Here is a 14,457-nt window from a genome sequence, read left to right on the forward strand (position 1 = left end):
TTTTGAAGCTGAAGCCGGGAAAACGCCCCAGCGACTTGAAGCGCGGAAAGCCCGGTGTTTGGCCCGCCTTGATGCGCCTGAAGAACGCAGCAAATGCTTTGTCCAAGCGGCGCAGCGTCATCTGCTGACTAGAACAGTTAGCCGCATCAGCCCACTCGGGCAGGTCGTGGCGCAGCAGCGTCAGGCCCTTGCACTGGTCGGCATAAGAAATTGATGTGCCCGCCTTGCTCCAAGCGCTGATGCGTTCTTCCAAGGCCGCGTTGTAAAGCTGTTGGTGTGAGCGTAGCAGGGCATCGAGCGCAACGGCCTGCTTCGGCGTTGGGTACAGCCGATAGGTCGTTTTGCGTAGGTTGCGGGCTTCGCTCATAATTGGTTACTATAGACAAATTATGCAAATAAGCAAGCTACACAGTTGCCGCCTACGGCGGCACTGGCTGAGTTCTTCAATGGACTCAAGACTGGCACCAGCAGCAGGACAGGCCGGACGACTGAAGCCAGCCTGGGGCTGGCGGCGCTTACCCCTCCAGCCAATGGGGGCGGCTTTGCCTCTAGGCCGCAAGCGGCCAACCCAAATGGATGGAGCCCCTCGCGCTATTCAGTGGCGTTGCCGATGGCAGCGCCCTGTCTTTTCTAAGCTCAATGCCGTTTACGGGTTTTCTTGCTGCCTACCGGATGCTGGTGGGTAGCGGCAACTGGCGTTGCTGGCGCTGTTTTGTCTTTGCTTTGGCCCAGCTTAGCCTCTGTACCACGCAATAAGCGCCCAATGTTTTCTTGGTGTCGCCAGACCAGCAAACCGGCCATTGCGCCAATCGCAGCGGCCACGCGGTGGTCGGCATACCACAGCGCTCCCCCTGCCAGTAAAAAGAAGGTGGGCGCAAACACCGCTGCCGCCATCGACGCCAACGACACATAACGCGAAACAGACACCACCGCCAGCCATGCCAGCAGCGTGGCCAAGCCCAGCCAAGCGCTCACGCCCAGCAAGACCCCCAGCGCTGTCGCTACGCCCTTGCCACCCTTAAAACCAAAAAATACTGGCCACAGGTGGCCGACAAAAGCGGCCAAGGCCACCAGCGCTTGTGTGCCCTCTTCCATGCCATAGGGTGCGCCAAACCAACGCACCAGCGCCACCGGTAGCCAGCCTTTGGCGGCATCGAGAACCAAGGTCAGGATGGCAGCGGCTTTGCTGCCCGAGCGCAGCACATTGGTGGCCCCCGGATTTTTACTGCCAAAGGTGCGTGGGTCGTTCAGGCCCATCAGGCGGCTGACAATCACGGCAAACGACAACGAGCCTAGCAAATAGGCTGCCAGTACCGCCAGTGCGGAATAAACGAGGGGCAAAATCAATCTCCAAAAGGGTGGTTTGAACGCTTAGCGGGGCGCCATTGTGCCAGCGGCCTGTGGCATTATTCGGCCAAAGCGCATTGCACCGGCGTGGCCCCCAGCAGGCGCAAGCACACTTGTGGCTCTAGCTGTACCAAAAAACCACGTCGGCCGCCATTGATGGCGATGCGGGGTAAATCCAAAATAGACGCTTCGATATACACCGGCATGGCTTTGCGCGTGCCAAATGGCGAAGTGCCACCCACCAAATAACCGCTGTGCCGGTTGGCCACCTCGGGCGCACAAGGCTCGACCGATTTGGCCCCAATCTGGCGCGCCAAGGCTTTGGTGGACACTTTGCAATCACCGTGCATCAGCACGAGGAGCGGTTTGGCATCTTGGTCTTGCATCACCAGCGTTTTGACCACGCTGTGTTCATCCAGCCCCAAACTGGCGGCGCTGTGCGCGGTGCCGCCATGCTCAACATAATCGTAGGGCAAGCCAATAAAGGCCACGCCCTGCGCTTTGAGCAGCTGCGTGGCGGGGGTTTCACTGACGTGGGTTTTACTGTCTTTTTTTGCCATGATGGCAAATTGAACCACAAATACGACGGGCCTCAACAGCCCGTCAGCCGCTCAAAGAGCCGGGTCGCCCACCTGCCAGCGGATAGCATCGATTTCGGCCAGCAATTCAGGCGATAAGGTGGTGCCCCAAGCATCCACATCCTCTTCCAGCTGCGCCAATGAGGTCACGCCGATGATGGTGCTGGCTACCTGCCATTTGGTATAGCAAAACGCCAGCGCCAGCCGGGTAGGCGTTAGGCCATGCTGGCGTGCCAAAGCGTTGTAACGCCGCGCCGCTTCCAAGGCTTCGGGGCGGCCCCAACGTTGCTTGCGAAAGCCCTCAAACAAGGCCATGCGCCCTTGCGGTGCATCTGGCCCGGTCAGGCCGCTTTGGTCGTATTTGCCCGTGAGCAGGCCAAATCCTACCGGTGAATAAGCCAACAGCGAGACATTGAGGCGGTAGCAAGTTTCATCCAAGGCGTTTTCATAACTGCGGTTGATGAGGCAATAGGGGTTTTGCACCGTGGCAATGCGCGGCAGGCCATGCTGTTCGGCCAAACGAACAAACTCGTGTACGCCGTAGGGGGTTTCGTTGGACAGACCGATGTGGCGCACTTTGCCCGCCTTCACCAATCCGGCCAAGGCTTCTAATTGCTCATGAATCGAGGTTTGCGTGCGCTCTAGTTGCGGGTCGTAATACTGGATGCCAAAGTTGGGCGCGTAGCGCTCGGGCCAGTGGATTTGGTAGAGGTCAATCACCTCGGTTTGCAAACGGCGCAAACTGCCCTCACACGAGGCGACGATGTCCGCTGCCGTCAGGCCTTGCCCTTCGCGCAGCCACGGCATACCGCGTGAGGGACCTGCCACTTTGCTGGCCAGCACGATTTTTTGGCGCACACCGGGGTTTTGCGCCAGCCAGTGGCCAATGATGGTCTCGGTGGCTCCGGCGGTTTCGGCCCGCGCGGGTACGGCATACATCTCGGCGGTGTCGATAAAGTTAATGCCACGCTCTAAGGCACGATTCAAAATAGCGTGGGCATCGGCCTCTGGCACCTGCTCGCCAAAGGTCATCGTGCCTAAGCAAATGGGGGTAACATGCAGGTCGCTTTGACCCAATTGAACGGTATCCATGCGCTTGCTCCGCTTAAAACCTCCAGTGTACGCAGGGCGATAAAGCCTTGCTGCGGAATAATCGGACGCATGTACCAAAGCCTTCGCCCTTTTCAAACCGAGTTTGTCCCGCTGCGCGGCCTGCGCTACCATGTGCGCCATTGGGGCAGCGCCAGCAACAGCACCTCACAGCCGCCCTTGTTTTTGCTACATGGATGGATGGATGTCGGAGCCTCCTACCAATTTGTGGTGGATGCCCTGAGTGAGGATTTTTTTCAGGGACGGCGCATCATTGCGCCCGATTGGCGCGGTTTCGGCCTCACGGAACCACCTGCGGGCAATGACCATTACCAATTTGCCGATTACTTGGCTGACCTAGAACGCCTGCTAGACCATTACGCCCCCGGCCAAACAGTGGATTTGGTCGGCCACAGCATGGGTGGCAATATCGCCATGATGTACGCGGGCATACGGCCTGCACGCATTCGCCGTCTTATCAACCTAGAGGGTTTTGGTATGCCAGCCAACCCCCCAGACCAAGCCCCCACCCGCTATGCCCAATGGCTAGATGAATTGCAACACTACGAGCGTGGCACGCTCAGCATGAAAGCCTACGACAGCGCCCAAGCCGTGGCCCAGCGTTTAATCAAAACCAACCCACGCCTGCCCCAAGACAAGGCCGATTGGCTGGCGCAGCACTGGGCGCAAGCCAACGCCCAAGGCGAATGGCGCATTTTGGGCGATGCAGCGCACAAAATTATCAACGCGCAACTCTACCGCGTGGAAGAAGTGCTGGCGCTTTGGCGTGCCATTACTGCCCCCACCTTGGCGGTGGAAGCCACCGACAACCGCATGGCCCACTGGTGGCAAGGCCGCTACACCTTGGCGCAATACCATGAACGCCTGCAAGCGGTGCCAAACTGCCAACGGGCTGTGGTGCAAGAGGCCGGCCACATGTTGCACCACGACCAGCCCCAAGCCGTGGCGGCATGGATTGAATCGTTTTTGGCCACGGCCTAAGTCCGCCCCGCCAATAGGCGTGAGAAAATCGCGCACCCTTTACCGAATATAGACACAGAAAGAACATCATGGAAGCAGAACGTATCAACCTCATCGGCAATACCTTGCAAGACCTGTCCACCCGGACAGAAGAGTTACGGAGGTATCTTTGACTACGATGCCAAATTTGAACGCCTGCGTACCGTCGATGCCTCGCTAGAAGACCCAGCCGTCTGGAATGACCCCAAAAAAGCCCAAGAACTGGGCAAAGAAAAAAAACTGCTCGATGGCGTGGTGCTGACGCTAGAAAAGCTCACGCGCGAGCTGGCTGACAACGCCGAACTGTTTGAGATGAGCAAAGAAGAAGGCGACGAGGCCGGCCTGCTCACCATCGAAGCCGAATCGGCCAAGCTGCGCCCACTGATTGAAGAGCTAGAGTTCCGGCGCATGTTCCGCTATGAGGCCGACCCGCTCAATTGCTTTGTTGATATCCAATCGGGTGCCGGTGGTACCGAAGCCTGTGATTGGGCCAGCATCTTGCTGCGCCAGTACCTGAAATACGCCGAGCGCAAAGGCTTCAAAGCCACGGTAGAAGAAGAAACCCCCGGCGACGTGGCCGGTATCAAAAGCGCCACCATCCATATCGAAGGCGAATACGCCTATGGCCTGCTACGTACCGAGACCGGCGTGCATCGCTTGGTGCGTAAATCGCCGTTTGACAGCTCGGGCGGCCGCCATACCAGCTTTGCCAGCTTGTTTGTCTATCCTGAGATTGATGATTCGATTGAAATCAACATCAACCCCGCCGATGTGCGTACCGATACCTTCCGCGCCAGTGGGGCCGGTGGTCAGCACATCAACAAAACCGATTCGGCGGTGCGCCTGACGCACATCCCGACTGGCATCGTGGTGCAGTGCCAAGATGGCCGCAGCCAACACGGCAACCGTGACATCGCTTGGCAACGTTTGCGCTCTAAACTCTACGACTTTGAAATGCGTAAACGCCAAGAAGAAGCGCAAAAATTGGAAGACACCAAGACCGATGTCGGCTGGGGCCATCAAATCCGCTCTTATGTGCTAGACAACAGCCGCATCAAAGATTTACGCACCAATGTCGAAATCTCCGCCACGCAAAAAGTGCTGGACGGCGATTTAGACGCATTTATCGAAGCATCGCTCAAACAGGGCGTTTAAGGAAAACCATGTTGCTTATGCCTGACGGACAGGGCCAACCCACGGCCACCCACCGCAGCGACTACCAGCCCCCGGCGTGGTGGATTGACACGGTAGAACTGACTTTCGACCTCGACCCGGCCAAAACCCGGGTGCTGAATAAGATGCGCCTGCGCCGCAACCCCGAGGTAGCGGCCCAAGCCCTGCGTCTGGAGGGCGAAGAGCTGAATTTGTCGCGGGTGCTGGTGAATGGGGCTGGAACCTCGTTCAAAATGGACGGCAGCCAGTTGGTGCTAGAAAATCTACCCGAAGGGCCAGAGCCGTTCGATTTAGAGATTTTTACCACCTGCGCGCCCGACAAAAACACCCAGCTCATGGGGCTGTACGTCAGTCAGGGTACTTTCTTTACACAGTGCGAAGCCGAAGGCTTCCGGCGCATCACCTATTTCCTAGACCGCCCCGATGTCATGGCCAGCTACACCGTGACACTGCGCGCCGACAAAACGGCCTACCCGGTGTTGCTGTCCAACGGCAACTTGGTAGAGCAAGGCGACTTGGAAGGGGGCCGCCACTTTGCCAAGTGGCACGACCCACACAAAAAACCCTGCTATCTGTTTGCCTTGGTGGCTGGTAAGTTGGTGGCACGCCAGCAGCGCATTCTGTCGCGCTCGGGCACCGAGCATCTGTTGGAAGTGTATGTGCGCCCCGGCGACTTGGGTAAAACCGAACACGCCATGAACTCGCTCATGGCCAGCGTGGCTTGGGATGAGGCCCGCTTTGGCCTGCCCTTGGATTTGGAACGCTTCATGATTGTCGCCACCAGCGACTTCAACATGGGCGCGATGGAAAACAAGGGTCTCAATATCTTCAACACCAAGTATGTGCTGGCCAGCGAAGCCACTGCCACCGATACCGACTTTGCCAACATCGAAGCCGTGGTCGGGCACGAATACTTCCACAACTGGACGGGCAACCGCATCACCTGCCGCGATTGGTTCCAACTCTCGCTCAAAGAGGGGCTGACGGTCTTCCGGGACCAAGAGTTCAGCATGGACATGGCGGGCAGCCCCTCGGCCCGTGCGGTAAAACGCATTGAAGATGTGCGCGTATTGCGTAGCGCCCAGTTTCCCGAAGACGCTGGCCCGATGGCGCACGCGGTACGCCCAGACAGCTATATTGAAATCAATAACTTCTACACCGTCACCATCTACGAAAAAGGTGCAGAAGTCGTACGCATGATGCACAACTTGGTCGGCCGGGATGGCTTTGCCCAAGGCATGAAGCTGTACTTTGCCCGCCATGACGGCCAAGCCGTGACCTGCGATGATTTTGCCCAAGCCATTGCCGACGCGAACCCCGGCAGCGCACTGGCCTTGCAATTAGAACAGTTCAAGCGCTGGTACAGCCAAGCAGGCACGCCACGGGTGCAAGCCAGCGGCCAATACGACCCCGAAGCACAGCGTTACACACTGACGCTGCGCCAAAGCTGCCCAGCCACCCCCGGCCAACCGCACAAAGCGCCGTTTGTCATTCCGGTGGAATTGGGATTGCTCAATCACGCAGGTCAGGCGCTGGCCTTGCAACTGGAGGGCGAACAAACTGCCAACGGCAATAGTCGCACTTTGGTCTTGGACGGAGCTGAACAGCAATGGACGTTTATCAATGTAGTGCAAGCGCCCGTGCCATCGCTGTTGCGCGGCTTTAGCGCCCCCGTGGTGCTGGAAGTGGATTACAGCGATGCCGAATTGCTCACGCTGCTGGCCCACGACCAAGATGCGTTTAACCGCTGGGAAGCTGGCCAACGCTTGCTATTGCGCCGTGCCCTGCAAGCCATCACGGCCCCAGACGATAGCCAAGATGCCGCCATCTTGGACGAAGCCCTGTTGCAGGCACTGCGCCAAGTGCTACTTGACCCGCAGCTGGATGCAGCGTTCAAAGAGTTGGTGCTGACGTTGCCCTCGGAGACCTATATCGCTGAGCAACTGGAAGTCGTCAACCCGCAACGTATCCACGCGGTGCGCGAAGCCATGCGCCTACAACTGGCCTTGGCCTTGCATATCGATTGGCAATCGGCCTACGAAACCCACCAAGCCAGTGGCGCTTACCGCCCCGATGCCGCCTCCGCCGGGCGGCGCGCTTTGGCGGGTTTGGCCTTGACCATGCTCTGCTTAGGCGCACAACACAGCGGCGATAGCATTTGGCCGGGTAAAACTTTGCAGCGCTTCAAAGATGCGGGCAATATGACCGACCGCTTCAACGCTTTGGCTGCCTTGGTGGGCTGTGGCCATGCCTTGGCAGCGCCCGCGTTGGAGCGTTTCCATACGCTGTTCAAAGACGACCCACTGGTGCTGGACAAATGGTTTGCGCTCCAAGCTGGGGCCAGCGACCGTGCCGGCCATGTGCTGCCGTTGGTGAAACAACTGATGGCACACCCTGATTTCACCATCAAAAACCCCAACCGCGCCCGCAGTTTGATTTTTAGCTACTGCAACGCCAACCCCGGAGCCTTCCACCGCGCCGATGCTGCCGGTTATGTGTTCTGGAGCGAACGGGTGTTAGAGTTGGATGCCATCAACCCGCAAGTAGCCGCGCGCTTGGCCCGCGCCCTAGACCGCTGGAAAAAGCTGGCCGAACCTTGGCGCAGCAGCGCGCGCGAGGCCATTGCCCGCGTAGCCGCCCGCGCCGATTTGAGCAACGATGTGCGCGAGGTCGTCACCCGCGCCTTGGCCGAAGAATAAGGAGAGAACCTATGGCAAAACGAATCAGCCTAACCCGCTATCTGGTCGAACAACAACGCGTAGATGGCCTGATACCCTCGCAACTGCGCTTGCTGCTCGAAGTGGTGGCGCGCGCTTGCAAGAGCATCAGCCAAGCCGTGAACAAAGGCGCACTCGGGGGCGTACTGGGCAGCGCCGATAGCGAAAACGTGCAAGGCGAGGTACAGAAAAAGCTCGACATCATCGCCAACGAGGTACTGATTGAGGCCAACGAATGGGGCGGCCACTTGGCTGCGATGGCTTCGGAAGAGATGGACGGCATCTACGTCGTGCCCAATCGCTACCCACAAGGTGAATACCTGCTGCTGTTTGACCCCTTGGATGGCTCCAGCAACATCGATGTCAACGTCAGCATCGGTACGATTTTCAGCGTGCTGAAAAAGCCCGAAGGTGACCGGGGCGTAGAAGAAAAAGACTTCCTGCAAGCAGGCTACCAACAAGTGGCAGCGGGCTATTGCGTCTATGGCCCACAAACCACCTTGGTACTCACCGTGGGCGATGGCGTGGCCATGTTCACCCTCGACCGTGAGCAAGGCTCCTTCGTGCTAACGCAAGAAAAAGTGCGTATCCCCGAAGACACGAAAGAGTTTGCCATCAACATGAGCAATATGCGCCACTGGGACGAGCCCGTGAAGCGCTACATTGACGAATGCTTGCAAGGCAAAGAAGGTCCACGCGGCAAAGACTTCAATATGCGCTGGATTGCCAGCATGGTGGCCGATGTGCATCGCATCATGACGCGCGGCGGCGTGTTCATGTACCCTTGGGACAAGCGCGAACCGAACAAACCGGGCAAACTGCGCCTGATGTACGAGGCCAACCCGATGGGCTGGCTGGTCGAGCAAGCCGGTGGTGCCGCCACCAATGGCCGCCAACGCATTTTGGACATCCAACCTACGCATCTGCACGAGCGCGTCAGCGTGATGCTAGGTTCTAAGAACGAAGTCGAGCGCGTGACCAGCTACCACCAGCCGCTATAATGGCAGCTTAGCCGGTGTAGCTCAGTCGGTAGAGCAGCTCATTCGTAATGAGAAGGTCGGGTGTTCGATTCATCTCTCCGGCACCAATGAAAACAACAACTTAGCCACTCCTAGCCCGAGTGGCTTTTTTGTTGCCCGTTAGGATGTAACGGCGGATGTAACGCCATTTTTCAAATCGGGCCTTTTATCTGCACTTTTGCAGTACCCGCAACCGGCTATGCACCTGCTCTAGCCATGCCATGCTGGCTGCCAGTGTTTGCCTTTCAGCGGCGCGGTACTTGTTCACCAGTCTAGCAAAGGTGGTTGCCCTCATACCTTTGGGCTTTGGCCCTTCGCCAAAGGCAACACCAGGTAACTGTGCAGCAATGGCACATGCACGGCTTGGCCAGCAAGACCACAGGCTAGGTTTGTGCCATTTGCGGTGCTGGTTGAACATAGAAGGGCGCAGCCTTAAATCGTTGTTCGGCTTGCCACATGTCGTAGGCGCTTTGCTGTCCCAGCCATAGCCTTGCAGCGCCCCCACGCTCTACACCCAGCCACGCCTCTAAGCGCAGCGCCATTTCTGGGGAGATGGCGGCGTGCCCATTCAGCACACGGGACAAAGTGCCACGGGCTACACCTAGCTGCTGTGCAGCTTCGGTAACGGTCAGGCCCAAAGCTGGTAATACATCATCCCGCAGCGTTAGGCCGGGGTGGGGGGGGTTATACATATAGGCCATTGGGCTATTTCCTAGTGGTAATCCTGATAATCAACCAGCACAGCGTCTGCGCCATCAAAGGTGAACGTCATACGCCAGTTGCCATTTACCCAAATTGAAAAATATCCCTTGAGGTCTCCCTTTAGCGGGTGAAGATTCCAACCGGGTAAATTCATGTCTTGGGCGGTTTGGGCGTGGTCAAGGCGTGCCAGTTGACGGGCTAGTCTGGGCGCATGTGCTGGCTGGATACCGGCCATGCTGCCATCCTCAAAAAAAGCCTTTAAGCCCTTATGTCGGAATGTCTTAATCATGGGTCATTGTATGGCGTAGTGTTACACGATACAGCACCAGCGGAAACAAGGCTGGCCATAGCACGGGCACAGGTATGGCTGGAAAGTTATCCACAGCCACGCCTACAGGTAGAGAACCCCCAGCTTTATCCACAGTTTGGGCTAGGCAGCTTGGCATCGCAGCAATTGTCGTAACCCGTTGCGGGAATGCCAGCACCACACTAACCAGTGGCTCTACGGCATCGTTAGCCCTTGGTGTAGGTCTGCACAACAGGGGGCAATGACTGGCCAGCTTGATACCTGAATATCTGGCAAACGTCGGTCGGTCGGAGTCTTTCCCTATGCACCTAGCTGTATTAAACGATATGGACAGGCGCAGAGGGTAGAGCTGGCCACAGCACCAGCAACAAAAACCCCGGCATTTAGCCGGGCTTGGTGTGGCATGGCTGGTGCTGGGTAGCGCCAGCGGGGTCTAGGTGGCTGAAAATGCCTGCTCTACGGCGGCGCTCAATTGCTGGCCTACCGAACACAGCGGGCCACGGGTGCGCCCTGCAATCTTGCACACCGGGCAGCTCCAATAGTGGGCTTGAAACTCACTTACAACTCCAAGCCCCGCAAATACGCCCGGAACGAGGCCCCGACCTGCGGGTGCTGCAAGGCCAGCTCGACCGTGGCTTCTAAGAAGCCTTCTTTGCTGCCACAATCGTAACGCTTACCGGCATACTGGTAGGCATAAACAGCCTCGTGCTGCATCAGGCGGGCGATGGCATCGGTGAGTTGGATTTCGCCGCCAGCGCCTTGGCCTTGTTGCCGAATATGGCCAAAAATGGATGGCGTAAGAATATAGCGGCCAGCCACCCCCATGCGCGAAGGGGCAGTTTCCGGGCTGGGTTTTTCGACAATGCGCTCAATGCGTAACAGTGGCGAGGGGCCACCCGCTGGGTGCCCCGCAACGATACCATAGCGGTTGACCTGCTCCAGTGGCACTTCTTGCACCGCCAACAAAGAGCGTCCTTGCTCGGCAAAGGTGCGGGCCATTTGGGCCAACACGGGCAGGCCGTCGGGTGGCCCAACCATCAAATCATCGGCCAACAACACGGCAAAGGGTTCGTGTCCCACCAAAGGCTCGGCACAGAGTACGGCATGGCCTAGCCCCAAGGCACGGGGCTGGCGCACAAAGGCGCAGTCCATATCCTGCGGTTGGATGGAGCGCACCAGCGCCAGCAGTTCTTGCTTGCCCGCTTGTTCTAGCTCATTTTCTAGCTCGTAAGCGGTATCAAAATGGTCTTCAATGGCACGCTTGCCGCGGCCAGTGACAAAAATCATATGCCGCACGCCAGCGGCATAGGCTTCTTCGACCGCGTATTGAATCAGCGGCTTATCCACCACCGGCAACATCTCTTTGGGCGAGGCTTTGGTGGCGGGCAGAAAGCGTGTTCCCAGCCCGGCGACCGGGAACACGGCTTTGCGGATGGCGCTTGGCAGGTGCAGGCTCATCTTGATAGACTTTATGGTTTAGCCCAAACGGGCCAATTGTTCTTGAATGCGTGCCAGCGTGGCGCTGAAGTCGGCGACACGCTTTTGCTCTTGCGCCAGCACCGCTGGCGGGGCTTTGGCGACAAAAGCCTCGTTGCCGAGCTTGCCTTGGGCTTTGGCAATTTCGCCTTGCAGGCGGGCGGCCTCTTTACCCAAACGGGCTTTTTCAGCGGCCACGTCAATCTCGACAAACAAGGCCAAGCGGGCCTCGCCCACCACCGCCACGGGGGCTGTTTGCGCGGCAGTTTGCCAAGCGGCCTCGTCGTCAAACACTTTGACTTCACTCAGTTTGGCCAATGCTTGCAGCACGGGGGCCACACTACGCACAAAGCTGGCATCGCCCACCACCAGCAGGGGCAAACGGGTGGCGGGCGAGACATTCATCTCACCGCGCAGGGTGCGGCAAGTATCCACCAGCGCCTTCAGGCGGCCCATCTCGGTCACAGCGGCAGCATCCACCAGTTCAGGTTGTGCTTGTGGGTAGTGGGCAATGCTGACCGAAGCGCCAGCCAAGCCAGCCACTGGAGCCACGGTTTGCCATAAGGCTTCGGTGATGAAGGGAATAATGGGATGAGCCAAACGCAAAATGGCTTCCAGGGTACGAATCAGGGTGTGGCGGGTGGCGCGTTGCTGTGCCTCGTTGCCGTTCTGGATTTGCACCTTGGCGATTTCCAGATACCAATCGCAGAACTCGTTCCAAACAAAGTCATAAAGGGTGTTGGCAACGTTATCGAGACGGTATTCGGCAAAGCCTTTGGCGACTTCGGCAGCCACGGTTTGCAATTGGGCTTGAATCCAACGGTCGGCAGTGCTGAACTCTAGCGTGGCATCGGCTGTGACACCGCAGTCGTAGCCTTCGCAGTTCATCAGCACAAAACGGCTGGCGTTCCAGAGTTTGTTACAGAAGTTGCGATAGCCCTCGCAGCGTTTGCTGTCAAAGTTGATACTGCGGCCCAAGCTGGCCAAGGCGGCAAAGGTAAAGCGCAGGGCATCAGCGCCGTAGGCGGGAATGCCATCCGGGAACTCTTTTTGTGTATCTTTACGCACCCGGGGCGCGGTTTCGGGTTTACGCAGGCCGGTGGTGCGCTTGTCCAGCAACGGCTCTAAGGCAATGCCATCAATCAAGTCCACGGGGTCAAGCACGTTGCCCTCGGATTTGCTCATCTTTTTGCCTTGGGCATCACGCACCAAGCCGTGGATATACACATGCTTGAACGGCACACGCCCGGTGAAGTGCGTGGTCATCATAATCATCCGGGCCACCCAGAAGAAAATGATGTCATAGCCCGTCACCAGCACGCTGCTAGGCAGGTAGAGGTTGAAATCGTCGTTGGCAGCGTCGGTCTGCTCCGGCCAACCCATGGTGCTAAAGGGCACCAAGGCGGAGGAGTACCAAGTATCCAGCACGTCTTCATCGCGGCGCAGGGTTTTGCCCGGCGCTTGGGCTTGGGCCTCGGCTTCGTTACGGGCCACATAGACGTTACCTTCTTCGTCGTACCAAGCTGGGATTTGATGGCCCCACCACAGTTGGCGCGAAATGCACCAGTCTTGAATGTTGTTCATCCACTGGTGGTAGGTGTTAATCCAGTTTTCGGGCACAAACTTCACCGCACCCGAATCGACGGCTTCAATGGCTTTTTGGGTAATGCTCTTGCCGGTAGCATCGCCCTCGCCCACCTTGTTCATGGCGACAAACCATTGGTCGGTGAGCATTTTTTCAATCATCTCGCCGGTGCGGGTGCAAATGGGAGCCATCAGCTTGTGCTTTTTGGAGTCCACCAACGCGCCGGTTTCTTGTAGCTCGGCCACGATTTTTTTACGCGCCACATAACGGTCTAAGCCTTGGTAGGCTGGGGGCACCAAACGGGCCACGGCCTCAGCGGTGGGCAATTGGGCCAGTTCATGCAAAAACGCTGCATGGGCAGCAGGGGCGGCGCGCTCTTCTTCCGCTTCGCTCAGGCCATAGCTCCAAATTTGCGTGTGGATGTCGGCAATGCGCTCTGCCGACAGGGTGCGCGCTTGCAAGTCAAAAATAATCAACGCACTCAGGCGGTGACGGCGGCCTACGGCGTAGTCGTTCTCATCGTGTGCCGGTGTGACCTTGACCACGCCGGTACCAAAGTCTTTGTCCACATAGTCATCGGCAATCACTGGGATTTGGCGGCCCACCAGTGGCAGCGTCACAGTTTTGCCGATAAAGGCTTGGTAGCGTTCATCGTCGGGATGCACCATCACGGCCACGTCGCCCAGCATGGTTTCGGGGCGCGTAGTCGCTACCGTCAGGCTGCCGGAGCCATCGGTGAGCGGATAGACGATGTACCAAAGCGAGCCGTCTTTTTCTTCGTTTTCTACTTCCAAGTCCGAGACTGCCGATTGCAGCTTGGGGTCCCAATTCACCAAGCGCTTGCCCCGGTAAATTAAACCCTGCTGGTACAGGCGGACAAAAGTCTCACTGACCACTTTGGACAGTTTGTCGTCCATCGTGAAATATTCGCGGCTCCAGTCCACGCTGTCGCCCATGCGGCGCATTTGGGTGGTGATGGTGTTGCCGCTTTTTTCTTTCCACTCCCAGACTTTGGAGACAAAGTTTTTGCGCGCTTCAAACGGCGTAGCCCCCATATCGTGGCGGCTGATGCCTTGCTCTTGCAGTTGGCGCTCCACCACAATTTGCGTGGCAATACCGGCGTGGTCGGTGCCCGGAATCCAAGCTGTGTTGTCGCCCTTCATGCGGTGGTAGCGCGTCAGGCTGTCCATGATGGTCTGGTTGAACGCATGGCCCATGTGCAGCGTGCCCGTCACGTTCGGGGGCGGCAACTGGATGGAGAAAGCTGCTTGGCTGGCATCGGCTTGGCCCGTGCCGCGTACACCGGCAGCGCCGTAGCCGCGTGCTTCCCATTCGGGACCCCATTGGGCTTCTAAAGCGGCGGGTTCAAACGATTTGGACAGACTGGCAAGGCCGGGTTGGGAGAGGGTGTCGCTCATCGGGGGTAATCTTGGAAATGACAACG

At 58.0% G+C, this 14,457-nt stretch carries 12 protein-coding genes and 1 tRNA gene; 5 read left to right on the forward strand and 8 right to left on the reverse strand.

The window, feature by feature from the left end:
- From PHX60_RS12225 to PHX60_RS12240, 4 genes are all read right to left on the reverse strand, one after another.
- A partial coding sequence (locus tag PHX60_RS12225) for a transposase (protein ID WP_300078058.1) occupies positions 1–367 on the reverse strand: 367 nt, incomplete at its 3' end.
- A 269-nt stretch (positions 368–636) separates the two neighbouring features.
- Positions 637–1,341: a glycerol-3-phosphate 1-O-acyltransferase PlsY gene (gene plsY / locus PHX60_RS12230; protein ID WP_300078063.1), complete on the reverse strand. Its 705-nt coding sequence runs from the start codon at positions 1,339–1,341 to the stop codon at positions 637–639.
- Positions 1,342–1,406: 65 nt separating this feature from the next.
- On the reverse strand, positions 1,407–1,907 hold the full coding sequence (locus tag PHX60_RS12235) for an aminoacyl-tRNA deacylase (protein ID WP_300078066.1): 501 nt from the start codon (positions 1,905–1,907) through the stop codon (positions 1,407–1,409).
- Positions 1,908–1,958: 51 nt separating this feature from the next.
- Positions 1,959–3,017: an aldo/keto reductase gene (locus PHX60_RS12240; protein WP_300078069.1), complete on the reverse strand. Its 1,059-nt coding sequence runs from the start codon at positions 3,015–3,017 to the stop codon at positions 1,959–1,961.
- A 69-nt stretch (positions 3,018–3,086) separates the two neighbouring features.
- On the opposite strand from PHX60_RS12240, the gene PHX60_RS12245 reads away from it, so the two are divergent.
- The 5 genes from PHX60_RS12245 (at position 3,087) to PHX60_RS12265 (ending at position 9,011) form a co-directional block, all read left to right on the forward strand.
- On the forward strand, positions 3,087–4,016 hold the full coding sequence (locus PHX60_RS12245) for an alpha/beta hydrolase (RefSeq protein ID WP_300078072.1): 930 nt from the start codon (positions 3,087–3,089) through the stop codon (positions 4,014–4,016).
- A 68-nt stretch (positions 4,017–4,084) separates the two neighbouring features.
- Positions 4,085–5,189, forward strand: a protein-coding gene (gene prfB / locus PHX60_RS12250; protein WP_300078077.1) for a peptide chain release factor 2 whose coding sequence is annotated in 2 segments (ribosomal slippage) — positions 4,085–4,165 and positions 4,167–5,189 — 1,104 coding nt in all. Because the reading frame shifts where the segments join, the coding sequence is not laid out codon by codon here.
- 8 nt (positions 5,190–5,197) lie between these two features.
- Positions 5,198–7,906 carry an aminopeptidase N gene (pepN, locus tag PHX60_RS12255; protein ID WP_300078080.1) on the forward strand — a complete coding sequence of 903 codons (2,709 nt, stop codon included), beginning with the start codon at positions 5,198–5,200 and terminating at the stop codon, positions 7,904–7,906.
- A gap of 11 nt (positions 7,907–7,917) precedes the next feature.
- Positions 7,918–8,925, forward strand: a complete 1,008-nt coding sequence (locus PHX60_RS12260; RefSeq protein ID WP_300078083.1) for a class 1 fructose-bisphosphatase — start codon at positions 7,918–7,920, stop codon at positions 8,923–8,925.
- Between the two features lie 10 nt (positions 8,926–8,935).
- Positions 8,936–9,011: transfer RNA gene (locus tag PHX60_RS12265), tRNA-Thr, on the forward strand.
- A gap of 315 nt (positions 9,012–9,326) precedes the next feature.
- On the opposite strand, the gene PHX60_RS12270 is transcribed toward PHX60_RS12265, so the two are convergent.
- The 4 genes from PHX60_RS12270 to PHX60_RS12285 form a co-directional block, all read right to left on the reverse strand.
- The gene (locus PHX60_RS12270) at positions 9,327–9,644 is read right to left on the reverse strand and encodes a HigA family addiction module antitoxin (RefSeq protein WP_300078086.1); all 318 of its coding nucleotides are present in this window, start codon (positions 9,642–9,644) and stop codon (positions 9,327–9,329) included.
- 11 nt (positions 9,645–9,655) lie between these two features.
- Positions 9,656–9,934, reverse strand: coding sequence for a type II toxin-antitoxin system RelE/ParE family toxin (locus PHX60_RS12275; RefSeq protein ID WP_300078089.1), 279 nt, complete (start codon positions 9,932–9,934; stop codon positions 9,656–9,658).
- 576 nt (positions 9,935–10,510) lie between these two features.
- Positions 10,511–11,404: a UTP--glucose-1-phosphate uridylyltransferase GalU gene (gene galU / locus PHX60_RS12280; protein WP_300078205.1), complete on the reverse strand. Its 894-nt coding sequence runs from the start codon at positions 11,402–11,404 to the stop codon at positions 10,511–10,513.
- A gap of 24 nt (positions 11,405–11,428) precedes the next feature.
- Positions 11,429–14,431, reverse strand: coding sequence for a valine--tRNA ligase (locus PHX60_RS12285; RefSeq protein ID WP_300078092.1), 3,003 nt, complete (start codon positions 14,429–14,431; stop codon positions 11,429–11,431).
- Positions 14,432–14,457 lie beyond the last annotated feature (26 nt).

Source organism: Giesbergeria sp., from assembly GCF_028686475.1.
Classification (GTDB): domain Bacteria; phylum Pseudomonadota; class Gammaproteobacteria; order Burkholderiales; family Burkholderiaceae_C; genus Simplicispira.